Source organism: Streptomyces sp. NPDC058457 (assembly GCF_042720695.1).
Classification (GTDB): domain Bacteria; phylum Actinomycetota; class Actinomycetes; order Streptomycetales; family Streptomycetaceae; genus Streptomyces.
In genome coordinates this window covers 14,017-37,468 of the sequence record NZ_JBHXLU010000062.1, presented here as the reverse complement: position 1 = coordinate 37,468, position 23,452 = coordinate 14,017, and the positions used below count along the sequence as shown (strand labels likewise).

Here is a 23,452-nt window from a genome sequence, read left to right as displayed (position 1 = left end):
GAAACCCCAGTCATATGACTGGGGTTTTTTCGTGCGCCCACGCACATCTGCCGAGGCTGTTCCCTCTGACATTTGTCATGGCGAGCGATGACACCGCGCACTGCTCCCGGGCCCCGGCAACGGGGACGCTGGAGTCATGGACTACGAACACGTGATTGAGGTCACAGATCTCCGGCGTGTCTACGGGGGCGGGTTCCAGGCGGTCCGCGGAATCACCTTCTCCGTGGCCCGCGGGGAGATCTTCGCGCTGCTCGGCACCAACGGCGCCGGAAAGACATCCACGGTCGAACTGCTGGAAGGACTCGCGTCGCCGGACGGGGGCCGGGTGCGGGTACTGGGCCACGATCCGCACCGGGAGCGGGCCGCCGTACGCCCGCGCACCGGCGTGATGCTCCAGGAGGGCGGCTTCCCCTCCGAGCTGACCGTCGGCGAGACGGTACGGATGTGGGCCGGCTGTACGACCGGAGCCCGGCCCGTGGCCGAGGCGCTCGGCCTGGTCGGGCTCACGGGCCGGGCGAAGGTCCGGGTCAAGCAGCTCTCCGGCGGGGAGCGGCGCCGCCTCGACCTGGCACTCGCGCTGCTCGGGCGGCCCGAGGTGCTGTTCCTGGACGAGCCGACGACCGGGCTCGACGCCGAAGGGCGCCGGGACACCTGGGAGTTGGTGCGCGCGCTGCGCGACGCCGGAACCGCCGTCCTGCTCACCACGCACTACCTGGAGGAGGCCGAGGACCTCGCCGACCGGCTCGCGATCCTGCACGAGGGGCGCATCGCGCTCACCGGCACACCGGCCGAGGTGACCGCGGGCCGGCCCGCGCGGATCTCCTTCGAACTGCCCACCGGGTACTTCCTCGGAGACCTGCCGCCGCTCGCCGCACTGGGCGTGTGCGGGCACGAGGCCGAGGGCCGGGCCGTACGGCTGCGGACGCGCGAGGTGCAGCGGACCGCCACCGGGGTGCTGACCTGGGCCGAGCGGACGGGGGTCGAGCTGGAACGGCTGGAGGTGCGGTCGGCCTCGCTGGAGGAGACGTTCCTGGGGATCGCGCAGGAGGTGGCCGCATGACCACGCCGAACGCGCCGGCTCTCGGCGGGCGCCGGGCGACGGGCGCCGCGGTCCGTCGCCGGCTGGGCGCCCTCGCCCGTGCCGAACTGCTGCTCCTCGGCCGCAACCGCGGCACGGTGCTCGTCGCGCTGCTCGTACCGCTCTCCCTGCCGATCACCGTACGGCCCGCGATCGACCAGCTCGACGTCACGGGGAAAGGGCTGAACACCGGCATCCTGATGCTGACGGCCGCGATCGGCTTCTCCTTCCTCTTCGCCGTGTACACCTCCCTGGTGAGTGCCTACGTCGCCCGCCGTGAGGAACTCGTCCTCAAGCGGCTGCGCACCGGCGAGCTCACCGACGCGGAGATCCTGGCCGGGACCGCCCTGCCCGCCGTCTGCCTCGGCCTGGCGCAGGCGCTGGTACTGACCGCCGGCTGCGCGGTACTGCTCGACGCGGGCGCACCCGCAGCGCCGTACCTCACCGTGCTGGGTCTGCTGACCGGCCTGCTGATCAGTGCCGCGCTCGCCGCGCTCACCTCGGCCTTCACCCGGACCACCGAGAGCGCCCAGGTCACCGCGCTGCCCCTGGTCTTCGTCTCCATGCTGGGCTCGGGCATCGCCGTCCCGGCGGACGCCCTGCCCGACCGGGTGACCAGGGTCGGCGAGTTCCTCCCGCTCTCCCCGGCCGTCCGGCTGGTCCGGGCCGGCTGGACCGGCGAGCTGAACACGGGCCAGGCCCTGGGCACCGTCCTCATCGCGCTGGCCTGGACCGTGGTCGCGGTGTTTGCTGTACGGCGGTGGTTCCGCTGGGAACCTCGGCGCTGAGGGCGGGGACGGGACCGGGATGAGCGGGGCAGCAGGGGGCTGGTGGCGGGGGAAGACCACGCCCGCCAAGGTCGAGACGTACACGCGGTGGTCGTTCCACTTCTTCGCGGTGATCGAGGTCGCGGCGATCGGACTGCCGGTGCTGGCGCAGGCGGGGGCGGAGGTGGCCGGCTGGCTGGTGGCGATGGTCGTCGGTCACGCGCTGCTCTGCGCCCTGACCGCCTCCCGGGCACTGGACTGGACGCGCGGTCGGCGGGAGCAGCCGGTGCGGCTGCTGTGGGTGCTGACCGCGGCGACCTGCGTCTTCGCCGTCGCGGCTCTGGTCCTGCGCGAGCACGGCGGCGCGGGCGACGGCACGGAGAACGCGGCGGCGACCGTCTTCGCCATGATCCTGGCCTTCGGGGCCGGGACCATGGCGCTGGGCGTACGCAACCGGCGGCGCGTGGTGGCGCAGACCACGGGCTTCGCGTTCGGGGCGGCCGTGGTGCCCTTGCCACTGGGCGTTCCCGGGCCTGAAGCCGTGGTCACGGCGTTCGTGGTGTTCCTCTCCGCCAGCTTCCTCGCCGCCACCTCGATCTTCTCCGTCTGGCTGCTGAACGCCGTCTACGAACTCGACGAGGCCCGCGAGACCCGGACCCGGCTCGCCGTCGCCGAGGAACGGCTGCGGTTCGGGCGCGATCTGCACGACGTGCTCGGCCGGAACCTCACCGTCATCGCCCTCAAGAGCGAGCTGGCCGTGCAGCTGGCCCGGCGCGAACGGCCCGAGGCCGTGGAGCAGATGACCGAGGTGCAGCGGATCGCACAGGAGTCGCAGCGGGAGGTGCGCGATGTCGTACGGGGGTACCGGGACGCCGACCTGGGGGCCGAACTCGCCGGTGCGCAAGGGGTGTTGACGGCGGCGGGGATCTCCTGCGAGGTGACCGGCGACACCGGCGGGCTGCCCGCCGAGGTCCAGTCGGCGCTCGGGTGGGTGGTGCGGGAGGCGGCCACGAACGTGCTGCGGCACGGGGACGCGGGCCGCTGCTCGGTGGAACTGCAGGTGCGGGAGGGGTGTGTGGTGCTGACGGTGGAGAACGACGGGGTGGTCCGCCGGGGCGGCGAAGGCCGTGGGTCCGGACTCGCCGGGCTGCGGGAGCGGCTGGCGCGGGTGGACGGGACGCTGGAGGCCGGGCCGGTGGGGGCGGACGGATTCCGGGTGACGGCCTCGGTCCCGCTGTCCGGTCGTACGACTGATGCGGCCGATGCAGCTGGTGCGAGTGTGAGTGGAGTCACTTCATGACGTCTCCGGTACGGCTGCTGCTCGCGGACGACGAGCATCTGATCCGGGGCGCGCTGGCCGCGCTGCTCGGCCTTGAGGACGACCTGGTCGTCGTCGCGGAGGCGGCCACCGGCCCGGAGGCGCTCGCCATGGCGCGGGCCCATCGCCCCGATGTCGCGGTGCTCGATCTCCAGATGCCCGGCGCGGACGGTGTGAGGGTCGCCACATCGCTGCGCGCCGAACTGCCCGCCTGCCAGGTACTGATCGTCACCGGTCACGGGCGGCCCGGCCATCTGAAACGGGCGCTGGCCGCCGGTGTGCGGGGGTTCGTCCCGAAGACGGTGAGCGCACAGCGGCTCGCCGAGATCATCCGGACCGTGCACGCCGGAAACCGCTACATCGACCCGGAGTTGGCCGCCGACGCGATCTCCGCCGGGGACTCGCCGCTGACCGCGCGGGAGGCCGAGGTGCTGGAGCTGGCGGCCGACGGGGCACCGGTCGCGGAGATCGCCGAGCGGGCCGCGCTGTCGCCGGGGACCGTGCGGAACTACCTCTCCTCGGCCGTCACCAAGCTCGGTGCGGAGAACCGTCATGCGGCAGTACGTCTCGCGCGGGAGCGAGGTTGGGTATAGTTGCTCTCGCGCCACGGCGCATGCGGACGTAGCTCAGTTGGTAGAGCGCAACCTTGCCAAGGTTGAGGTCGCGAGTTCGAGCCTCGTCGTCCGCTCAGAGGAGAAGGCCCCCGGTTACCGCCGGGGGCCTTCTGCGTACGGGGCCCTGCCTGTTCCCGGGCCGCCTGTTCCCGGGCCCGGGGCCCGGGAACTGCGTCCGTCACGACCAGGTGTTGCCCGTCAGCCGCTCGTACGCCTCGATGTACTTCGCGCGGGTCGCCTCGACCACCTGCTCCGGCAGCGGCGGCGGGGGCTGCTCGCTCTTCCGGTCCCAGCCGGACTCGGCCGAGGTCAGCCAGTCGCGCACGTACTGCTTGTCGAACGACGGCTGGGCGCGGCCCGGCTGCCACTCGTCGGCCGGCCAGAACCGGGACGAGTCCGGGGTGAGCACCTCGTCGGCGAGAACGAGGGCGTCGTTCTCGAAGCCGAACTCGAACTTCGTGTCGGCCAGGATGATCCCCCGGTCCCGGGCGATGTCCCGGGCCCGCCCGTACACCGCGAGGGTGGCCTGGCGCAGCTGGGCGGCGGTCTCGGCGCCGACCTGGCGGGCGACCTCCTCGTACGACACGTTCTCGTCGTGCTCGCCGACCTCGGCCTTGGTAGCCGGGGTGAAGATCGGGGCCGGCAGCTCGGAGCCGTCGACCAGGCCCTCGGGGAGGGCGAGGCCGCAGACCGTGCGGGACTCCTGGTACTCGGCGAGGCCGGAGCCGGTGAGGTAGCCGCGGGCCACGCACTCGACCGGGAGCATCTTCAGGGACTTGCAGATCAGGGTGCGGCCCGCCCAGTCGGCGGGGGCGCCCTCGGGCAGCTCGGTGCCGATGACGTGGTTGGGGGCCAGGTCGGCGAGCTTGTCGAACCACCACAGGGAGAGCTGGGTGAGCACCCGGCCCTTGTCCGTGATCTCGGTCGGCAGGACCCAGTCGTATGCGGACAGGCGGTCGCTGGCGACCATCACGAGGTCGCCGGCCGCGTTCTGGTACAGCTCGCGCACCTTGCCGGTGTGCAGATGCACCAGACCCGGCACCTCCACGGGCTCGGGCTTTTCGACGAATCCGGACACGGTTCCTCCCCGTGGTTCTGTACAGGTGCCCTCGATTCTCCCGTATGCCGGGTTGCGCACGGACAGCGGGGCCGCGCGGACACCTGTGCGCATCAGTCGTGTTTGCAGATGCGGTCCAGGAGGTTGGCGGTGGCGCGCTGGACCCGGGGGTCGACGTGGCCGGGGCGGTCCAGGGCCGGGGACCAGGCGAAGGTGCCGGAGGCGAAGACCAGGGCACCGGAGGGGGCGCGGTAGAGAGAGGTCTCCTGGTGGCGCAGGGCGCCGTCGTTGTCCGTGTAGGGGGAGTGGGCGAGCAGGATGCGCTCCTCGTGCTCGGGCAGCGCGGTGCGCGGGAAGTAGCGGTCGGCCTCGCCGGCCACCAGGCCCGGCAGCTCGTCGCCGTCGTGCGCGCCGGTGGCCTCCCAGAGCCAGTGCCCCGCGTTGCGCACGATCAGGGGGTTCGGCTCGGGCACCCGGCCCGCGTACTGGATGCCGACCGTCTGCTGTTCGGGCCGGTCGATCTCGCGCCAGAGCACGGGCTTTCCCGGGCCCCTGCGTTTTCGGCAGGTCAGCAGGCGGTTCGCGACCCCGGACGGGGAGGGGCCCAACTCCACCTGCCAGTACATGGTGTTGGCGGAGAGGAAGACGAGGCTCGTGCCGCTGTCGCGGGCCAGTTCGACCGTGCGGCGCATCCGCGGGGACCAGTACTCGTCGTGGCCCGGGAAGACCAGGCCCCGGTAGCGGGCGGGGTCGACGCGGCCGGCGTGCAGGTCGCGGGCGTCGGCGTAGGCGAGGTCGTAGCCGTAGCGCTCGGCCCAGCGGATGAAGTCGTAGGCGTGGCCGACGTGCAGGGGCAGGCCGGCGCCCGCGTACGGCCGGTCGAAGGAGACGGTGGTCGCCGCGTCGGCCTCACCGAGCAGCAGGCCCCGCTCGTCCCAGGCGTGGTAGAGGCTGGCCCCGGTGCGGCCGTCCTCGGGGTAGAGGTTGTACGCCTGCCAGGTGATGTCCGGCAGCAGGAGCAGCAGGTCGGCCGGGTGGTTGTCGCGGATCGTGAAAGGCACGTGCGAGCGGTAGCCGTCCGCCGTGGTGAGCACGGCGACATACGCGCCGATGCTCCAGTACGACGGAACCTGCAGCCGCCAGGACAGCCACCAGTGGTGGCAGGAGACCGTGCGGTCGGCGGCCAGCGGCGGGGGCTGGACGATGCCGGACAGCCGGGGGCTGGTGGTGATCTTGGAGGCGCCGTCGCCGCCGTAGTGGCCGATGCGGTAGATGTCGACGCTGAATTCCTGCGGCGGGTCGACGGTGATGTGGAAGTCGACGGCCTCGCCCGGGGCGACCGCGCCGGTCGAGGTGAACCCCTTGATCTGGCGGTGCACGTCGTCCGCCGAGCGCGGGCCGCCGACGGCGGTGCGCGGTGCGGGGACCCTGGGGTTCTCGCCGGTGGGCTGTGGCCGGCTGGGGTCCACGTACCAGGGGACGACATGACCGGTGTCGTCGAAATAGGTCTCGCTGCCACGCAGCCAGGGCACGGGACCCAGGCCGAAAGGGTCCGTGACGGCGTGCGCGAGTGCTCCCGACTCCCAGCGGCGGATGTGGTCCGATGCCATGGTGGCTCCCCTCCCTCGTGCCCCCGTGAAGTGAGCTGATACGAGCCGATGTGCGATGTGTACGTGGTTCTTTCGCAGTTACACCTGGTTGCGCGTGGTTCTGATCTCTGCCGTGCCGCCGCGCCGCGCCGCGACTGCGGCGTCTGTCTTATGTCGGATGCGCTTGCCACATCCGCGAACGGTCCCAGCACATCACATAACGCACGCGTACGGTCACGGTTCGTTGCGAATTTGCCTGAAGTGGAACACTTTGCTCCGCTAAAGTGCCGAAAAGCCGAGGTCAGACCAGTCGGACCGGTTTCTCGGGACGTATTCCGGACTCGACCAGCCAGGCCCGCAGCGGGGCCGGGTCTCCCTCCTCGATGAGGCTGAGGACTCTGGACGTCAGGTCGGCGGCCCGCTCGCCGCCGACCAGCAGGGACGGACCGTCGAGCCAGTCCAGGCCGGGAGTGGCACCGGCGGTGTCCACGGCCGCGCAGCACACCATCGCCTTGACGTGGTCGGCGAGGAGCTCGCGGGCGGTGCGCGGGGGCTGGAGCGGGAACAGGGGCAGTGCGCCGTCGTCCCAGAGAGGGCTGCCGGGGCCGGTCTGGCCGGCGGCAGGGGTGGGGCAGCCGGGGCGCGCGGCGTCGGTCGCCTCCGCGCGCTCCTCGCGGGCGAGGGCCGCGGTGAGGCCGGCGGCGAGGGCGGCGCTGCGTTCGGTGCCGGTGGGCTCTCCTGCTTCCTCGTCGTAGCCGGGGGTGCGGGGGTCCTCTTCGTACGCCGGAGGGCACGGGCGTCTGCCGGGGGCGGACGGGTCGGTCAGGTGGTCCAGGACACGGGCCAGGGTGGGGCCGCCGGGGTCCGGGGCGGCGGGGTCGAGGGTGGCGCGGACGCCGAGGGCGTCCAGGACGCGGTGCAGGCGGGCCGCCTCGGTGCGCCAGGTGCGGTCGACGACCTCGTCCGGATACTCCTGCCAGTCCACCGGCGACCAGGCCGGTCCGGGCTCGGCGGGGCCGCCGTGGAAGAGGCGGGCGGCGAGCAGCGAGGCGGCCTCGTCCACCAGGCCCGGCTCCTCCAGCAGGTCGCAGGCGGGCCGCTCGCCCAGCCGGGAGGCGAAGCCCTCGGCCAGCCGGTCGCGCCGGGACAGCTCGGTGAGGGCCGCGACCACGCCCGCATCCAGCCGGGAGGGCCAGCGGCCCATCCGCCAGGCGGGCAGCGCGACCCGGGTGAGCAGGCGGTCCCAGCCGGCGTACGCGAGGCCGACCTGTTCCTGGGCGACGATCCGCAGTCCGTAGTCCACGGCCTGGGCCCGCTCGGCGGCGGCCGCGGCGACCCCGCGCTCCATCAGCGCCGCGTGCTCCCGGCAGCCGCGCAGCAGCAGCCGGGCCACCCAGCCGACACCCGCGCACACCAGACGGGCCCCCGGACATCGGCCGGGCGTCGCGGAGACGGCCACCGCCGCGTCCAGGCCCCGTACGAAACGGCGGGCGGCGGCTATGTCCGGCTGGGCCGAGGGTCCCGTGCCGGCGACGACCGGCGCGAGGACCGCGCGGAGCTCGCCGACGCGCATCCACCACAGGAACGGGGAGCCGATGACGAGGACGGGGGCGGCCGGGGTGCGGCGGTGCGGGCCGGGGGTGCCGAGCTCGTCACCGCCCTTGGGCGCGGGCGGGCCGTGGGCCGGGTGGGTGCGGTCCTCCAGCCAGCTGTCGCAGTCCGGGGTGAGCGCTATGGCGGAGGGCGCCGGCACGTCCATGCGGTCGGCGAGGTCGCGCACCATCCGGTACAGGTCCGGGGCGGACTCCTCCGTGATCGGGACCGTGGGCGTCACGGCGGGGCGGGCGCGGGCCACCACCAGGGCGACACCGGCGGCCGCCAGCAGCACCAGCACGGCGAGCACGCCGACGATCCAGCGGGCGGTGTCCCAGCCGGGGCCGACGAAGTGGCCGGTGGAAACACCGGTCAGCAGGATCACCGTGGCCGCGGCGGGAAGCAGCGCCACGGCCAGGGCGCGGCCGCGGATGCGCAGCACGGCGAGGGCCCGGGTACGCGCTGCCTGCGCTCCCGCCTCCGCACCGATACCGGTACTGGTCACGTCCGGACCTCACCCCCTCCCGGCTGTCCTCGGCCTGTCCTGGCTGTTGCTCACTCCCCCACTGTGGCACCCACCACTGACATCGCAATGCCGGTGGGCCAAGTGCCGGAACGCCTGCGCCGCACCCTAGTTGGGGCCTCGGCCCCCGTCAGCCGGATGGGGCATCGGTCACTCGATGGAATGGCTTTGGTCAGAGGTGATCGACTGACAGCAACGATCAGGCCCCGGATTTCGGGTCCGGGGCCTGTCGGGAGTCGTCGGTTCCGTACAGCTGGTGGCGCTGGGGGCCTGAGGCCTGCCGGGCCTAGGAGGCCTCAGCCGCCGCCTTCGCGGCGATGTCCGTCCGGTACTGGGAGCCGTCGAGGCCGATGCGCGCCACCGCCGCGTACGCCCGCTCACGGGCCTGGGTCAGGTCCTCGCCGGTCGCCGTGACGGAGAGGACGCGGCCGCCGGCGCTGACGACGTCGGCACCGGCGCGCTTCGTCCCCGCGTGCAGGACGTAGGCGTGCGGCGCGTCCTCGGCGGCGATCTCGTCGAGGCCGGTGATGGCGTCGCCGGTGCGCGGGGTGTCCGGGTAGTTGTGCGAGGCGACGACGACGGTGACGGCGGCGGCGTCGCGCCAGCTCAGCGGCGGAAGGTCGGCGAGGGTGCCGTTCGCGGCGGCGAGCAGGACGCCGGCCAGCGGGGTCTTCAGGCGGGCGAGGACCACCTGGGTCTCCGGGTCGCCGAAGCGGGCGTTGAACTCGATGACCCGAACACCGCGCGAGGTGATCGCGAGGCCGGCGTAGAGCAGACCGGAGAACGGGGTGCCGCGGCGCCGCATCTCGTCGACGGTCGGCTGGAGGACGGTCTCCAGGACCTCGTCGACGAGCTTGGGATCGGCCCAGGGCAGCGGGGAGTAGGCCCCCATGCCACCCGTGTTCGGGCCCTCGTCCCCGTCCAGGGCGCGCTTGAAGTCCTGGGCGGGCTGGAGCGGGAGGACCGTCACGCCGTCGGTGATCGCGAAGAGGGAGACCTCGGGGCCGTCCAGGAACTCCTCGATGACGACGCGGTCGCAGGCGGCGGCGTGCGCCTTGGCGGCGTCCAGGTCGTCCGTGACGACGACGCCCTTGCCGGCCGCGAGCCCGTCGTCCTTCACGACGTACGGGGCGCCGAAGGCGTCCAGCGCCTCGGCGACCTCCTCGGCGTTCGTGCAGACGTACGAACGGGCGGTGGGCACCGCGGCCCCCGCCATCACGTCCTTGGCGAACGCCTTGGACCCCTCGATCCGCGCGGCCGCCCCGGAGGGGCCGAAGACCGGGATGCCCGCCTCGCGCACGGCGTCGGCGACCCCGGCGACGAGGGGGGCCTCCGGGCCGACGACCACGAGGTCGGCGCCGAGTTCCACGGCGAGGGCGGTCACCGCCCCGCCGTCCAGGGCATCGACCTGGTGCAGCTCGGCCACCTCGGCGATGCCGGCGTTGCCGGGGGCGCAGTACAGCGCGGTGACGTCGGAATCGAGGGACAGAGAGCGGCACAGGGCGTGTTCGCGGGCGCCGCTGCCGATGACGAGGACCTTCACGGGGGCCAGCGTAGCCGGACAAGCCGACTGGAGGATTCTCCAAGGGGGCTCGGCCGCGGGGTGGCCGCCTGCTGAGATGCCCGCCCTTGGGGGCTGCCGCCCCCAGACCCCCGCTTCGGCCTGAACGGCCTCGTCCTCAAACGCCGGACGGGCTGATTCGTGCGACGGGGCGCCACAGCTCTCCAGCGCCGGATGCACTGAGAAACCCAGGGGCGCGGGGCTGTATTCGATATGCGGCTACCCCCGCGCGGGCGCGGGCGCGACCAGCCCACGGCAGCCCGCAGCCGACACGCGACCCCAACGCCCTCCGGCCTCCGGCGCTCGACCCTACTCGTCGTTCGTCACTCGTTCTGGAACTCCTCCACCACCGTCGCCCCCAGTTCCTTGACGATCAGTTCGTGGCCGGAGAGGGCCGACTCGTCGAGGTCGGGGTCGTCCTCCTCGGGGATGTCGTCCTCGGGAGCCACCGGCGGCGGCTCGGAGGCGGCGGGGGCAGGGCGGGCCGTCGCCGTCGGGGTGGGCGGCGGCGGGCTCTGGGCCGGGGCCGCCACCGGAACCTGCTGGGTGGGCGCGGGGCGGGCCGGGGCCGCGGGGGCCGCGCTGCCGTAGCCGGATGCCGCGGGCGCGCCGTAGCCGCCTGCCTGGCCGCCGCCGTACCCGGTGCCGGGCGGAGCCGCACCGCCGCCGCCCGTCGGGTCGACGATCGCCTCGACCCGCCACTGCACGCCGAACTGCTCGTTCAGCGCCTGCCGCAGCACGTCCTCGCTGCCGCTGCTCGCGAAGTTGTCGCGGGCGCCGGCGTTGACGAAGCCGAGTTGGAGGGTGGTGCCGTCGAAACCGGCCACCTGGGCGTTCTGGCTGAGCAGGATCCAGGTGAAGCGGCGGCGGTTCTTGACCGCCTCCAGGATGTTCGGCCAGAGCGCACGGGGGTCGATGCCACCGGCAGGGGCGGGAGCAGAGGCGGGAGCAGAGGCAGGAGCGGCAGCCGGGGTCGGGGTCGGGGGGGCTGCCGGGGCCGCCGAGGGCGGCGGGGCCTGCTGGGCCGCCGGCGCTCCTGTGGCCGTCGGCCAGCCGCCGGGGCGGCGAGCACCGCCGCCACCTGCGGGGGCGGCCGTCGGCCAGGCACCGGGCGCGGCAGCGGCCGGCGCGGCGGCAGCGGGCGGCGCGGCCGGAGGAGGGGTGGGCGCGGCGGCCGGAGCCGGAGTCGGAGCCGGAGGCTCTGGAGTCGGGGCCGGGGCCGGGGCAGATGCCGGGGCCGCTCCTCCTCGTGCGGCTGCCCGGGCCGCGGCCGGACCGCCGCCTTGCGGGACAGAGCCCGGAGCCGGCGCCGGAGGCTGCAGGTGCACCTCGGGGCCGGGGACGTACCCCATGGCGGGTGCGCCGCCCCCGCCCGAGAAGTTGACGCCCCGCTCCAGCCGGTCGAGGCGGGCCATCACGGACCGCTCGTCGCCGTAGGCGGCGGGCAGCAGCACACGGGCGCAGATCAGCTCCAGCTGAAGCCGAGGAGACGTGGCGCCGCGCATCTCGGTCAGGCCCGCGTTGACGAGGTCGGCGGCGCGGCTGAGCTCGGCGGCGCCGAAGGTGCCGGCCTGGGCCTGCATCCGTTCGAGGACGTCGGCGGGGGCGTCGAACAGCCCCTTCTCCGCGGCGTCCGGTACGGCAGCGAGGATCACCAGGTCCCGCAGCCGCTCCAGCAGGTCGGCGACGAAACGGCGCGGGTCGTTGCCGCCCTCGACGATCCGGTCCACGACCTCGAAGGCGGCGGCGCCGTCCCCGGTCGCGAAGGCCTCGACCACGGAGTCGAGCAGCGAGCCGTCGGTGTAGCCGAGCAGCGAGGTGGCCATGGCATACGTCACGCCCTCCTCGGTGGCCCCGGCGAGCAGCTGGTCCATGACGGACATGGAGTCGCGCACGGACCCGGCACCGGCCCGCACGACGAGCGGGAGCACGCCGTCCTCGACCGGGATCTTCTCCTTGCCGCACACCTCGCCGAGGTAGTCCCGGAGGGTCCCCGGCGGGACGAGCCGGAACGGATAGTGATGGGTCCGCGACCGGATGGTCCCGATGACCTTCTCGGGCTCGGTCGTGGCGAAGATGAACTTGAGGTGCTCCGGCGGCTCCTCGACGACCTTGAGCAGCGCGTTGAAGCCGGCCGACGTGACCATGTGGGCCTCGTCGATGATGTAGATCTTGTAGCGGCTGGAGGCGGGCCCGAAGAAGGCCTTCTCGCGCAGCTCACGGGCGTCGTCCACACCACCGTGAGAGGCCGCGTCGATCTCGATGACGTCGATGGATCCCGGGCCGTTGCGCGCGAGGTCCTGGCAGGACTGGCACTCCCCGCACGGGGTCGGCGTCGGCCCCTGCTCGCAGTTCAGACACCGGGCGAGGATCCGCGCGCTGGTCGTCTTCCCGCACCCACGCGGCCCGCTGAACAGGTACGCGTGATTGACCCGGTTGTTCCGCAGCGCCTGCTGCAGCGGGTCGGTGACATGCTCCTGCCCGATGACCTCGGCGAACGACTCCGGGCGATAGCGGCGGTACAGCGCGAGAGACGACACGCATACGAGGTTATAGGCGCCCACTGACAACCGGCCCCGCCCGCAAACGCAAGCGCCCCCCACGCACCCGCCAGAGCCAACCTACCCTTGCTGCCTTCCGGCCCTGGGGGAGTTCAGTCAGATAGCGCCGCGTGAGGGGCTGCGCAAAGAGTACCTGACATCAGCAGGTGGGAACGAGTTCGCGAGCACTCCTCTCGGTCATGTAATGTTCCGAGCGGAGGATTCGCCTAGAGGCCTAGGGCGCACGCTTGGAAAGCGTGTTGGGGGCAACCCCTCACGAGTTCGAATCTCGTATCCTCCGCCAGTGCCTCACCGGGCACGATGTCGAAGGGCCTCCTGGAAACAGGGGGCCCTTCGACGTTGTCCTCAGACCCCGTTGTGCTGGTTTTTGTCCACAGCGGGTGTCTCCGGGGATCCCCAGATGGCTTTGGCGATCTTCCGGCATGAGCACGGTGGCGGCGGTGTGCCGGGCGTGGTGCAGCCGGGCGTCCCGAACTCCCGAGTCTTCCAGCAGCCGCTCCAAGTCGTGATAGTCCGTGTACCGGCTCAGTGGGCCACACCACACCATGTGCCCTAGATTGCTTTGAGCCTCTGCAACGTGGGAGTCCAGCAGGTAGCGCCATCGAGGCGGAGGTACAGCCTCATTCCTCCGCCAGTGCCTCACCGGGCACGATTCCGAAGGGCCCCACCGCGAGGTGGAACCCTTCGATGCGCGGTTAACGGGGCGGCCGAACAGCCACGGAACGGTTGCCGTCATTCCAGATGTAGACACCGCTGGTACCTGCGCCGTACCAACTCTCCGGCCCGACCTCGGCCGTGAGAGACGGGTACTCGCTGATGGAATCCCAAATCTCGGCCGGGTCCACCTGCCGGTACGGCTGGTTGAAGACCAGAGCGGGCCTGCCGGTGGTCCGCGAAAGCCACGTGGTCGTGTGGTCGTAGAACCCTGGCCTGCCTTGGCATTCCCTCTTGGCGCAACGGCCTCTGTCGAGCCAGTGCAGCCCGGACGAACACCCGGTGTCGCCGCTCTTGAGATCGTGCCGGTCCGCTCAGTCCAACAGGTCCGCGCGCATCTGGACGTAGATGTTCGGGCCGTAGGGCCAGTGCACGCCGTCGGCGTCACGGTTGAGCACGCCCCGAGCGTGGTCATCCAGAGAAGCGAAACTGGCTCTCTTCGTGCTGCTCGTTGTCCTGGCCTTTGTCCAGTGCACCGCCAGCCACCACCGTTCACCGCCGTAGGCGCACCCCGTCTGCCCTGCCCCCTGCACCCCCACGAACGCCCCCGGACGGCCGCGCAGTGTCGGCATGGCGGTCACCGGACACCGTGGCACCGTGGCACCGTGGCACCGTGGCACCGTGGCACCGGCAAGACGTTCCTGTTGGACGTCACCTCCGCGCTATCGGGGGTTTTCGTGCGGCCGAAGCCGCCGACGCGGAGCCGCTCGACGGATCAGCAGTGCACCGACCATCCACGTGCGCCCTACCACCCCGTTCCATGCCGCGGGTCAACCCGGAGGGGGCGTTCGCGCGCCCAACCCTCGGATGTCGCACTCGGCCCGCCGGCGGCCAACCCTCAGTCCCATCGCCTCGCGAACTCGGCTCCGGCCAGCAGATCGACGATCCGCACGATCGGATCATCGAGCCCCATGGCGACCAACACATCGGCGGGAAGGACTACGTACTTTCCCTTCTCTTTCGTGACACGGCAGGGGAAGCGGCCCGCCCTCACCAGTCCGCCCGCCTTCGCTGCGTCGACTCCGAGGAGATCTGCCACCTTGCAGAGGGGCATTGGCTCGCCCAGCCACTGCGACAGTCGCCTTGCGCTCGGGTTCACTCGGCTTCCTTCTGCAGTCCGCCGAGTTCGTCGGACTCGACGTCGGGCACCTGCCCCGGATCCGAGGCGAGGAACACACCCAAGAGCCCAAGGCGGTGCAAGGTAGCGCCCATGCGTTCGCCGCTGATGCGCTCCCCCAGCAAAGAGTCAACCTCACCGACCACCTGGATGTCCGAATCGTTGCGGATGGGCGAGTAGTCGTCGTCAAGGAGGCTCGAACGGTCGACAAGACCGCGCGGATCCGTCGTGCGCTCGGCCGGATCAGCCCGCTCCACCGCCCAGCCAGCGGCATTGGCAGCCCGGACGACCTCATCACGGACGTCGTCGGCTTCAGCGGCCAGTGCCAGCCTGTACAACGCGCCGACGAGCATGGCTGACCTCACCTCTGCGGCATCGACGCAGAGCCTCCTCGAGACTCTCGCGGCCGACTCCCGCAGGTAGGGGATGATGAAGTACAACGCGAGCAACTGGCCGCGCTGAGCCAAGTTCGGCACGCCGCTTCGGGCATCGCGCCCCACGCACCGCCACAGCGCATCCCGCACAGCAGCATCAGCGGCATCTCGTGCCGCCGCTTCCTTCGCCTCCGAGAGCGTGAGGTGCTCGCCGACCGAACATCTCCCCCGGGCACATGTGGACAGACCAACTGTCCACCGAGCAGCTGCGGAACCTTCAGCTCGATCGATCCGAAGACGTCTGCTGAAGGCAGCAGGGACATGGACTCTCCTCCTGTCGTTCCATCAACGGCAGGAGGCTCACCACCGCGAAGGACAACCATCCTCATCCGACGCAGCATGCGCTGATGAGAGTGAACGGCACGCGGTGGCCGAGTGAAGCGGTACGAATCGGCGATCACGCATGGGCAGGACTCACGGATTGGCCATTGGCCTCCTTGCCTTACGGGTCACGGCAAACCGGTAGGGCCATTCACACCAAGAGTATGGTGACTTGTATGGCAACCAAGAAAGTAACGGTGACGATCCCCGAAGATCTCCTAGACGAGATCCGCGCCGAGGCGGCTGAGCGGGGGCTTTCGGCGTACGTCGCCGAAGCACTGCGATTCAAGCGTGATCGGGACCGTCTGCTGGAACTGGTCGACTGGCTGCAGGAGGAACACGGCGCGGTCACCGAGGACGAGCGCACGGCAGCACTCTCGGAGCTGGAAGATCTCGACGCCGAGCACGAGCGCCGCCTCACCGCCGGAGGACACAACGCTGGAGAGGCCGCGTGACCAAGCGAGCCGGTGAGCACGGGCAGCGGCCACTGCGCGCCTTCGTACTCGACTGCGAAGCCCTGTCCCTCGCTGTGCGCGGCGACCGGAAGATGATCGCCTGGCTCGATCTCGCAGCACGGGGCGAAGCCGAAGTGGTCACGTCGCCCATGACACTGGTGGAGGCGTACGACGGCAGGACCACCGAGCAGCGCTGGGACTGGGTGCTCTCCCGGCTCAAGGTCGCCGATATCGGAAAGGACGAGGCCCGCCAGGCCCGCCGACTCCTCGGCGACGCCAAGCTGCACGGCCACAAATACGCCATCGATGCCATGCTCGCTGTCATCGCACGCCAGCAGAAGGGACAGGTCACCGTCTTCACCTCGGACGTGGACGACCTGGAAAAGCTCCTCCCGGACACCGTCGTCGTCAAGAAGGTATAACCCGGCAGCCTGGTCTCAGTTCTGGTCTCATTCATACCCGTCCGGCAACGTCCGCCGCCCTCCGAATGCCCCACTCCGCCGCAGGTCAGGACGCCCTCGATCGCCACCGAACCCCCAGACGAACATTTGGAAAGCGTGTTGGGGGCAACCCCTCACGAGTTCGAATCTCGTATCCTCCGCAGCAGCCTGAACAGGCGAAACGAAGAGCCGGGCCACGATCGTGGCCCGGCTCTTCGACGTGAACCGGTTGCATTTTTGGTTGCGTTTACAGCCGACATTGAGGACATCTCGGTGGGCAGCCAGGCGCACGCTGCCGCATCTCACGGCGGGTGGTCGGCGCCGGCTCCGTGGCGGGCCCCTACGGAACCTGGCGGTGGACGTCGCGGCGGTTTCACCGCGAACGCGTGCTCGGAGCGCGAGTGCATGGCATGTCCCCTCCGGAACCGCGCTCGGTGGCGGAACTGGCGGACCGTCTTCAGCGCCCGGGATCGGTGGCACTGCCCCGTCGGACGAGGAAACCACTCGCGCGCTGGACACCGCGCTGGAAGTGCTCGCCGATCACGCTCCGGTCTGGCCGGACGGCGCGGGCGAGCTCCGCATGGCCGGACCGCCGCGCCAGGCATGGGACGCGCCCCTGGCGCCGGAACAGCAGCTCGCGGGCGCGACCTTCAACGAGCTGCGCAGCATGCTGGCGGCATCGGACGTCAAGCCTCCGGGCACCGAGCCGCAGCGGCTGACCGCACTCATGGAACACCACAGCGGCCCGGAAGCTGCTCGCACGCCGAGCCGCGGCGTGCTGGGCCAGTCGCAGTTCATCCTGTTTCGGCGCTGTCGGCCTCGGCCTCGCACCAGGCGCCCGGTGGGCGCTGGACCAAGGACTCCTGATCCAGGACCGGCACCGCTACAGTCCGCCCATATGCCGGCCGAGGCGGCGCGCGCTGCGCGGGCCTGGATGGCACCCTCCGTTCGCCCCCCTCCCCTCTCCGTGCGAACGGCGTCCGTCAACCCGGGCGGAGTGGACCACGAGGCATCAGCCGCGGCCACCGAATTCACATCCGGGTCAGGTCGAATTCCGTGGCCGCAACCGAGCTCGACCCATCTGGCCGAGGGCCTCACCTTGCCCTAGGCCGAGTGCCACCTGTCGAGTACCGCTACTCACGCCAGCATATCGTTGTACCGTCAAACATACTTCACTCGATTAGGGCTAAATCTAAGCAGAGATCCCCGAAGCACAGTTGCCGCGACTCATGATTTTCCGTAGGCCCAATCCGGCGGCGCGAGAGGAAAACCATGCGCGATGTCTTCACTCTCATCACTGAACGACTTCTGCGCGACTGCGGCGGGGAGCCCATCTGTGCGCACGTCGGCGATGTCCAAGTGTGCGCAATCAAGAATCATCCCACATACCAGGTTTTGCGCGACAAAGTTCGACTTGGTCGATCGAAATCCGTAGCAAGCTTGCGCCTCTGGGAGTCGGCGGACACTTTGGCGAGAGAGAGTGACCAACAGGAGCGAGAAAAATGGTTGATGATCCTACTGGATCTACTGACTCCATACTTTGCGGGATAGTCGAGAGAGTTGGCACGAAAATGGAATTACGATGTCTCTGACATCAGGTCGGCGATGATGGAAGGTGCCCTGCAAGCATGGTTTTCCAGGGCAGGTGGCACGCCTTCCAAGGCACTCCTGGACACTATGATGACTCACGCGTTCAGTGCCGCTCGTGAGCTGGTGGAAGTCGGAAGCTCGGAAACATGTGCAACAAGTGCGGAGCATCTGATTGCTGATGCCGCGCATGAGGAAGATTCCACGCTGCGCGCCTCGTCGATCATTGACGCCACCACGGTACGGGATCCGGATACCGATGAGAGAATTCGCGGGGAGCGCACAGGAGCCCTGTTGCAGCGAATGGGAGTAATGGATCACGTCAAGACCCTTCATGACAAACTCCGCAACGGTTGCCGTGATGAGGTAGATTCTCCCGCCCTTACTCCAACGCAGGCAGGGCGATCATGGGTAGACGGGAGGAATCTTTACTATCGGATTTCTGATCTCCTGCCGCAATATATTGGCTTCAGCGAGGCTGCCAATATTATTGGCCTTTCAGAATCACAAGCGTCAAAGATGGCCAGGAAGGGCTCCCTCCCCTTCAGGGTACTCTGGATTGGCAATAGCCGGGTCGTGGCGGTCAAGTCACTTATGCATACTTTGGACATCCAGGACTCCATCGTACATCCCGATGATGTAGAAAATGGCGCTTCTCATCTCGGCGAAGAATAGAAATTCGAAGAAGGCTTTCGCTGATCTTCGGCGGCCGATTCGTCGCGTCGGGCACGGACAAGGGCGCCATCCTTGAACTCGGCGCGGAAGCGACTTCGGTTTGCCGGCATGCCCCGTTGGGACCTCTGCCGCCCGGCACGCGGTTGGTGGCCGTCATCAACCTGCACTCCCGGCCGAACCGACCGCCCCCTGCGGCCTGCCCAAGCCCGCCCTGCGGCAGCTCGCCCCGACGGTCCTGATCAGCGGTAGTCCACCCACAACGGCGCTCGCCTCACTACGCGCCGCGAGCTACGCCCGCCCATAGCCGAGACACCAAGGAAACGGTGCACATCGAAAGCGCCTACCGCACAGGGTGGTCGCTGCTGCGCCGCTCCCGCGAAGGAACGTCGGGCGGAGCCGCCGCTCCGAAGCACCGCCACCCGGCCCCGCGAACAAGTGCGCCGACGCCGACCTCAACGTGCTGACAGACCGGCTGCTCAAGGCCACGCCGACCGCGCTGGAAGCCGACCCTCTTCGGCAGCGGATACCTTCCACGACGAACATCGATCGTCACCGGGCACGCGAACCATCTGTCACCTTCTCCCGTATCCACGGCGTCATGAGCCTCCTGCCGAATGAATGGGAGATGGTATCGATAGCAATACTATCCCTGGGGATACTATTGCTATCGGGAGGCTTGCATGCGTCGTTTCATCGGGCGGGATCGCGAACTGAGCGTGCTCGGCAACGCCTTGCAGGCGGTTCGCTCTGCCGTCGGGTCGGCGAAGCCGGGGCAGTGCATCCTCATGCGGGGAAGGCGGCGGGTCGGCAAGTCCAGTCTCGTCGAGGAGTTCCTCCGGCGTACCGAGACGCCGCACCTCTTCTTCACCGCTGCCGGCGGCACCGCGGAGGACGAGCTGTCGGAGCTGCTCGACGCCGTCGCCAGATCCAACCTGCCGGAGCGGGGACTGTTCTCGGAGGAGACCCCGGGGCAGTGGAACGCGGCGTTCAGGCTGCTCGCGGAGATCCTTCCCGACGACAGCCCGAGCGTGGTCGTCATCGACGAGGTCCCGTATCTCATGGACCGAATCGATGCCTTCGAGGGCATGCTCCAGCGGGCATGGGACCGGCTGCTCAGCCGTAAGCCGGTACTTCTCCTCCTGGTCGGATCCGACCTGTCGATGATGGAGGCGCTGAACAGCTACGACCGCCCCTTTCACCAACGGGGCCGGGAAATGATCGTGGGGCCCCTGAACCCGGCCGACATCAGCGAGATGCTCGGCCTGTCAGCGGCAGCCGCGTTCGATGCCGCTCTGATCACCGGAGGGCTCCCCCTGATCTGCGCCGAGTGGCGGGCCGGAGCAGACGTCTGGGAGTTCCTCCGCGACTCGCTGGACAACCCGATCTCGGCCCTGCTGGTCTCCGCCGAGCGCTCACTGGCCGCGGAGTTTCCACCGCAGGCGATGAGCAGGGAGGTACTGCGGGCCATCGGATCCGGGGAGCGAACCTTCACCAACATCGCTCGCGCGGCCGGCGGCATCGCCCACACCACTCTCACCCGAGCCACCGACCTCCTGACCGAGAAGAGGGTCGTGGCCGCCGAGCTGCCGCTCTCGCTGAGGCCGTCGAAGGAACGCCGCTACCGAGTGGCCGACCCTTACCTCCGGTTCTGGCTCGCGTTTCTGGACCCGCACATGGCGGAGATCGAACGAATGCGGGGAGATCTCACTCTGAGCCGCATCAAGGAGCAGTGGACGAGCTGGCGGGGCCGCGCGATCGAACCCCTCGTCCGGGAATCCCTCGCCCGCCTCCTGCCGGACGGGATGCTGCCCGCAGCCCCGGCGATCGGCGGATACTGGACCCGCAGCAACGACGTGGAGATCGACTTGGTGGGCGCCGACCGGCAGCCGGTGGCCAAGGAACTGCTCTTCCTCGGTTCGGTCAAATGGCTGGAGAACTCCGCGTTCGACAGCCACGACCTGGCCGCACTGCAGAAGCACCGCGCGGCGGTCACCGACGAGCCCGTACCGCTCGTGGCGGTCTCCCGTAACGGGACCAGCTGTTCCGGGCTCCAGGCGGCGTACGAACCCGAAGAACTGCTCAACGCTTGGCGCAGCGTGTGAGCAGGGGGCTGGTTCTCCCAGTGGATGCAGTTCTGGTTGCATTCGCCTCCGTCCGGTGCGGTCCGGACTGAGCCAGATCGACTGCTCCGTCCCAGGTCAGAGCGGATCCGCGCGTCCACGAACCCCCAGACGAACATTTGGAAAGCGTGTTGGGGGCAACCCCTCACGAGTTCGAATCTCGTATCCTCCGCCAGTGCCTCATCGGGCACGTTGTCGAAGGGCCCCATCGTTCGCGGTGGGGCCCTTCGACGTTGTCCGTCTCACTTTTCCGGCTCGTCCTGAGCCTGACTGGTTAGGCGCCCTGGTTTCGAGCAATTCGGGATCTTCACCGGTATCCGCGCACGCTGCGGGCGGATACTGCTGCTGCGCCCGGGTGGCGGGGGCGGATGAGCGGAACGGATGAGGAGTACGGCCAGTGAGCAGCGACGACCGCACAGGACCACCCAATTTCGGCAGTGAACGGGACATGTTGCGGGCTTTCCTCGACTACCACCGGGCGACCCTCGCCATGAAGTGCGAAGGGCTCACCGACGAGGAGTTGCGGCAGCGGTCGATGCCGCCGTCCACGTTGTCGCTGCTGGGCCTGGTGCGGCACATGGCGGAGGTGGAGCGCGCATGGTTCCGCCGGGTCTTCGAGGACAAGGACGCGCCCCTGGTGTGGTCCGACGAGATCGACTTCCAGGCGGCGTACGACGCGAGCGGGTCGACCAGGCAGGAGGCGTTCACCGCCTGGGAGGCCGAGGTGGCGACCTCGCGCCGTATCGAGCGCGCGGCCGGCTCCTTGGACCAGGCCGGATACCAGCCGAGGTGGGAGGAGGAGGTGTCGCTGCGCATGGTGATGCTGCACGTGCTCCTGGAGTACGGCCGTCACAACGGGCACGCCGACTTCCTGCGCGAGGGCGTCGACGGGACCGTGGGCGCCTGAGCGGCCGGAGCGGGCCGGCTACGCGGCGATCCGGATCTTCTTCGTCACCGTCACCTGGTCCAGGTCGGACACCCGTACCGTCACCGTCATCGTCCACTCGCCCGCGATGGGGATGTTGACTGAGTCGGCGGCCCAGTAGCCCCCGCGGTCGGTCACGTTGGCGGGGAGGGGGCCGATCTTCTGGGCGGCGAGGGTGAAGGAGAGGCGGAGTTCGGGGACGGTGGAGATGCCGCCGTCGGGGCCGAAGACGACCGCCTGCACGGAGTTCTTGCCGACCCGGCCCGGGTCCAGGGTGATCTGTACCTTGCCGTGGCCGTTCGGGGTGCCGACGTCGAAGGGGACCATGGCGACGGCGGCCGCGGGGATTCCGGTCGTGTCCGACACCGTTCCCGACGCGGCCGCCTCGGCCGCGGCCCGGCCGGGCAGGGTGCCGCTGAGGATCGTGGTGATGCCCAGGACGGCGACGCCGATGGCCACCTCGGCCAGGACCGAACGGCGCAGGGCGGCCTGGTGGCGGCCGGCGGAGGTGGCGGGGGTGGCGCCGGTGGCGGGGGTCGCTTCCTCCGAAGTCGGCGGTTCCTCCGGAGTCGACGGTTCTCCCAGGTGCGGTGTTTCCCCCAGGGTCGTCGAATCCTCCGCGGTCGGTGGGTCCGCCGGGGCCAGGGCGCCGACCGGGAGCGGGACGCGGTCGCGGACGGTCGCGGCCGGCGCCGGGGCCGGGACCGTCGCCAGTTTCGCCGTCCAGCGGCGGGACTGCGAGGCCGCTGCCAGCAGCAGGGTCACCGCGGCGAGTTTGACGAGGAGCAGCCTGCCGTACGACGTGTCCGTGAGGGCCTGCCAGGAGCCGAGGCCGCGCCAGGACTGGTAGACGCCGGTGACGACGAGGACCGTCACCGAGGCGAAGGCCACGCGGGAGAAGCGGGTGACGACGACGGCGGGGAGGGACGTGGTGGTGCGGTGGAGGGTGATGAGGAGGGCCGTCAGGCCGCCCAGCCAGAGCGCCATCGACAGCAGGTGCAGGACGGACGACGTCATGGCCAGCGGGACCTGGATACCGGCCGAGGCATGTTCCGCCGCCGCCCAGGTCAGGGCCAGGGCGAGGGAGAGGGCGGCGGCCGTGGCGAGCAGGGGGCGGGACGGGCGGATCAGGCGGGTCGGGCTCACGCGCTTGCGGAGGAGGAGGTAGAGGGCTGCCGTGAGTGCCAGCAGGGCCACCCTGACCAGCAGGGCCAGGCCCGGGCGGCCCGTCGCCGACCTGCCGAGGGCGGAGAGGTCGAAGGCCGTCGCCGGGGAGGTGCCCTCCTCGTACGGGGCGCGGAGGACGAAGAGGAAGAGGGTCGCGGCGAGGAGGGCCCACCACGCCGTGCGAACCGGGGTGCGGAGGGGGGCGGGATCCGGCGGGCGGCAGCCGGTCAGGAAGGCGACGGTGCCTATGAGCAGCGCCACGGCTATGTACGCGACGTAGCGGCCGATGTTGTAGAGGCTGCCGGTGAGCGGGTTCTCGACGGGGCCGGTGGAGACGGTCGCCGTGGTCGCCGACGGCTTGCCCACGGAGAAGGTGAGGGCGCCGGAGACGGGGTGGCTGTCCGCCGAGACGATCCGCCACGCCACGGTGTACGTGCCGGTGCCCAGCTTCTTCGGGAAGGTGATCCGGGCGGTGTCCGAACCGGCCGGGCCGTGTCCGGGGTCGCTGGTGTCCACCCGGTGGTTGGTGGGGTCGTACACCCGGAAGGAGTCGTCGAGCAGGCCGACGGACTCGGTGAAGGTGAGGGTGACGGATCCGGGCGACGACTTGAGCACGGCGCCGTCGGCGGGGTCGCTGCCGCGCAGGGCCGCGTGCGCGGAGGCGGGGCCGGCGGAGGCCAGGAGGAGGGCGGCGAGGAGGGTGCCGAGAAGTGCGAGGGCGCGCAGGGCCCGGTTCCTGCGGTTGCCGATCGGCATCGCTCGCCGCTTGTCGTGTTCTTCGCTCACGTCACCTGCTCCGAGTTCGGAAACACGCGTTCTTGGGTCATACGGCTGGG

At 70.4% G+C, this 23,452-nt stretch carries 18 protein-coding genes, 2 tRNA genes, 1 other RNA gene and 1 pseudogene; 11 read left to right on the top strand and 11 right to left on the bottom strand.

What is annotated here, in order from left to right; genetic code table 11:
* Positions 1 to 136: 136 nt before the first annotated feature.
* The 5 genes from ACFWPS_RS36410 to ACFWPS_RS36390 all read left to right on the top strand — a co-directional run bounded on the left by ACFWPS_RS36410 (position 137) and on the right by ACFWPS_RS36390 (position 3,851).
* Positions 137 to 1,060 carry an ABC transporter ATP-binding protein gene (locus tag ACFWPS_RS36410; protein ID WP_383713355.1) on the top strand — a complete coding sequence of 308 codons (924 nt, stop codon included), beginning with the start codon at positions 137 to 139 and terminating at the stop codon, positions 1,058 to 1,060.
* On the top strand, positions 1,057 to 1,866 hold the full coding sequence (locus tag ACFWPS_RS36405; protein WP_383713352.1) for an ABC transporter permease: 810 nt from the start codon (positions 1,057 to 1,059) through the stop codon (positions 1,864 to 1,866). The genes ACFWPS_RS36410 and ACFWPS_RS36405 overlap by 4 nt, the downstream gene beginning before the upstream one ends.
* Before the next feature lie 19 nt (positions 1,867 to 1,885).
* Positions 1,886 to 3,145, top strand: coding sequence for a sensor histidine kinase (locus ACFWPS_RS36400; protein ID WP_383713349.1), 1,260 nt, complete (start codon positions 1,886 to 1,888; stop codon positions 3,143 to 3,145).
* Positions 3,142 to 3,756: a response regulator gene (locus tag ACFWPS_RS36395; protein WP_383713346.1), complete on the top strand. Its 615-nt coding sequence runs from the start codon at positions 3,142 to 3,144 to the stop codon at positions 3,754 to 3,756. Before ACFWPS_RS36400 ends, ACFWPS_RS36395 begins: the two co-directional genes overlap by 4 nt.
* 22 nt (positions 3,757 to 3,778) lie before the next feature.
* A tRNA-Gly gene (locus tag ACFWPS_RS36390) sits at positions 3,779 to 3,851 on the top strand.
* Positions 3,852 to 3,955: 104 nt separating this feature from the next.
* On the opposite strand, the gene ACFWPS_RS36385 is transcribed toward ACFWPS_RS36390, so the two are convergent.
* The 6 genes from ACFWPS_RS36385 to ffs all read right to left on the bottom strand — a co-directional run bounded on the left by ACFWPS_RS36385 (position 3,956) and on the right by ffs (position 12,784).
* The gene (locus tag ACFWPS_RS36385) at positions 3,956 to 4,855 is read right to left on the bottom strand and encodes a phosphoribosylaminoimidazolesuccinocarboxamide synthase (protein ID WP_383713344.1); all 900 of its coding nucleotides are present in this window, start codon (positions 4,853 to 4,855) and stop codon (positions 3,956 to 3,958) included.
* Between the two features lie 92 nt (positions 4,856 to 4,947).
* Positions 4,948 to 6,444 (bottom strand): N,N-dimethylformamidase beta subunit family domain-containing protein, encoded by a 1,497-nt coding sequence (locus ACFWPS_RS36380; RefSeq protein WP_383713342.1) that lies wholly within the window; start codon positions 6,442 to 6,444, stop codon positions 4,948 to 4,950.
* Positions 6,445 to 6,724: 280 nt separating this feature from the next.
* Positions 6,725 to 8,521, bottom strand: a complete 1,797-nt coding sequence (locus ACFWPS_RS36375) for a hypothetical protein (RefSeq protein WP_383713339.1) — start codon at positions 8,519 to 8,521, stop codon at positions 6,725 to 6,727.
* Between the two features lie 304 nt (positions 8,522 to 8,825).
* Positions 8,826 to 10,082 carry a phosphoribosylamine--glycine ligase gene (purD, locus tag ACFWPS_RS36370; RefSeq protein ID WP_383713336.1) on the bottom strand — a complete coding sequence of 419 codons (1,257 nt, stop codon included), beginning with the start codon at positions 10,080 to 10,082 and terminating at the stop codon, positions 8,826 to 8,828.
* Positions 10,083 to 10,423: 341 nt separating this feature from the next.
* Positions 10,424 to 12,640, bottom strand: coding sequence for a DNA polymerase III subunit gamma and tau (locus tag ACFWPS_RS36365; RefSeq protein WP_383713334.1), 2,217 nt, complete (start codon positions 12,638 to 12,640; stop codon positions 10,424 to 10,426).
* Between the two features lie 45 nt (positions 12,641 to 12,685).
* An RNA gene (gene ffs / locus ACFWPS_RS36360) (signal recognition particle sRNA small type) lies at positions 12,686 to 12,784 on the bottom strand.
* Between the two features lie 72 nt (positions 12,785 to 12,856).
* Between ffs and ACFWPS_RS36355 the strand changes: the two genes are divergently transcribed.
* Positions 12,857 to 12,944, top strand: a tRNA-Ser gene (locus tag ACFWPS_RS36355).
* 62 nt (positions 12,945 to 13,006) lie between these two features.
* Here the strand turns inward: ACFWPS_RS36355 and ACFWPS_RS36350 are convergent.
* The 4 genes and pseudogenes from ACFWPS_RS36350 to ACFWPS_RS36335 form a co-directional block, all read right to left on the bottom strand.
* A pseudogene (locus tag ACFWPS_RS36350) lies at positions 13,007 to 13,196 on the bottom strand (site-specific integrase); the annotation flags it as partial.
* Positions 13,197 to 13,689: 493 nt separating this feature from the next.
* Positions 13,690 to 13,947 (bottom strand): hypothetical protein, encoded by a 258-nt coding sequence (locus ACFWPS_RS36345; RefSeq protein ID WP_383713331.1) that lies wholly within the window; start codon positions 13,945 to 13,947, stop codon positions 13,690 to 13,692.
* 266 nt (positions 13,948 to 14,213) lie between these two features.
* A complete protein-coding gene (locus ACFWPS_RS36340; protein WP_383713327.1) occupies positions 14,214 to 14,474 on the bottom strand; it encodes a hypothetical protein in 261 nt (86 codons plus the stop codon).
* A complete protein-coding gene (locus ACFWPS_RS36335) occupies positions 14,471 to 15,016 on the bottom strand; it encodes a hypothetical protein (protein WP_383713325.1) in 546 nt (181 codons plus the stop codon). Before ACFWPS_RS36335 ends, ACFWPS_RS36340 begins: the two co-directional genes overlap by 4 nt.
* 407 nt (positions 15,017 to 15,423) lie before the next feature.
* Between ACFWPS_RS36335 and ACFWPS_RS36330 the strand changes: the two genes are divergently transcribed.
* The 5 genes from ACFWPS_RS36330 to ACFWPS_RS36310 all read left to right on the top strand — a co-directional run bounded on the left by ACFWPS_RS36330 (position 15,424) and on the right by ACFWPS_RS36310 (position 21,431).
* Positions 15,424 to 15,702: a CopG family transcriptional regulator gene (locus ACFWPS_RS36330; RefSeq protein ID WP_383713322.1), complete on the top strand. Its 279-nt coding sequence runs from the start codon at positions 15,424 to 15,426 to the stop codon at positions 15,700 to 15,702.
* Positions 15,699 to 16,124 carry a PIN domain-containing protein gene (locus tag ACFWPS_RS36325; RefSeq protein ID WP_383713319.1) on the top strand — a complete coding sequence of 142 codons (426 nt, stop codon included), beginning with the start codon at positions 15,699 to 15,701 and terminating at the stop codon, positions 16,122 to 16,124. The genes ACFWPS_RS36330 and ACFWPS_RS36325 overlap by 4 nt, the downstream gene beginning before the upstream one ends.
* A gap of 1,578 nt (positions 16,125 to 17,702) precedes the next feature.
* On the top strand, positions 17,703 to 18,404 hold the full coding sequence (locus tag ACFWPS_RS36320; protein WP_383713316.1) for a hypothetical protein: 702 nt from the start codon (positions 17,703 to 17,705) through the stop codon (positions 18,402 to 18,404).
* Between the two features lie 680 nt (positions 18,405 to 19,084).
* Positions 19,085 to 20,506, top strand: a complete 1,422-nt coding sequence (locus ACFWPS_RS36315; RefSeq protein ID WP_383713313.1) for an ATP-binding protein — start codon at positions 19,085 to 19,087, stop codon at positions 20,504 to 20,506.
* A 415-nt stretch (positions 20,507 to 20,921) separates the two neighbouring features.
* On the top strand, positions 20,922 to 21,431 hold the full coding sequence (locus ACFWPS_RS36310) for a DinB family protein (RefSeq protein ID WP_383713310.1): 510 nt from the start codon (positions 20,922 to 20,924) through the stop codon (positions 21,429 to 21,431).
* Between the two features lie 18 nt (positions 21,432 to 21,449).
* On the opposite strand, the gene ACFWPS_RS36305 is transcribed toward ACFWPS_RS36310, so the two are convergent.
* Positions 21,450 to 23,372, bottom strand: coding sequence for a copper resistance CopC/CopD family protein (locus ACFWPS_RS36305; protein ID WP_383713421.1), 1,923 nt, complete (start codon positions 23,370 to 23,372; stop codon positions 21,450 to 21,452).
* Positions 23,373 to 23,452: the final 80 nt, after the last annotated feature.

Bases quoted from the DNA above. Each gene is read 5' to 3' on its own strand.
- ACFWPS_RS36410 (WP_383713355.1), top strand. From the start codon at position 137: ATGGACTACGAACACGTGATTGAGGTCACAGATCTCCGGCGTGTCTAC.
- ACFWPS_RS36405 (WP_383713352.1), top strand. From the start codon at position 1,057: ATGACCACGCCGAACGCGCCGGCTCTCGGCGGGCGCCGGGCGACGGGC.
- ACFWPS_RS36400 (WP_383713349.1), top strand. From the start codon at position 1,886: ATGAGCGGGGCAGCAGGGGGCTGGTGGCGGGGGAAGACCACGCCCGCC.
- ACFWPS_RS36395 (WP_383713346.1), top strand. From the start codon at position 3,142: ATGACGTCTCCGGTACGGCTGCTGCTCGCGGACGACGAGCATCTGATC.
- ACFWPS_RS36380 (WP_383713342.1), bottom strand. From the start codon at position 6,444: ATGGCATCGGACCACATCCGCCGCTGGGAGTCGGGAGCACTCGCGCAC.
- ACFWPS_RS36345 (WP_383713331.1), bottom strand. From the start codon at position 13,947: ATGCCGACACTGCGCGGCCGTCCGGGGGCGTTCGTGGGGGTGCAGGGG.
- ACFWPS_RS36330 (WP_383713322.1), top strand. From the start codon at position 15,424: ATGGCAACCAAGAAAGTAACGGTGACGATCCCCGAAGATCTCCTAGAC.
- ACFWPS_RS36315 (WP_383713313.1), top strand. From the start codon at position 19,085: ATGCGTCGTTTCATCGGGCGGGATCGCGAACTGAGCGTGCTCGGCAAC.
- ACFWPS_RS36305 (WP_383713421.1), bottom strand. From the start codon at position 23,372: ATGCCGATCGGCAACCGCAGGAACCGGGCCCTGCGCGCCCTCGCACTT.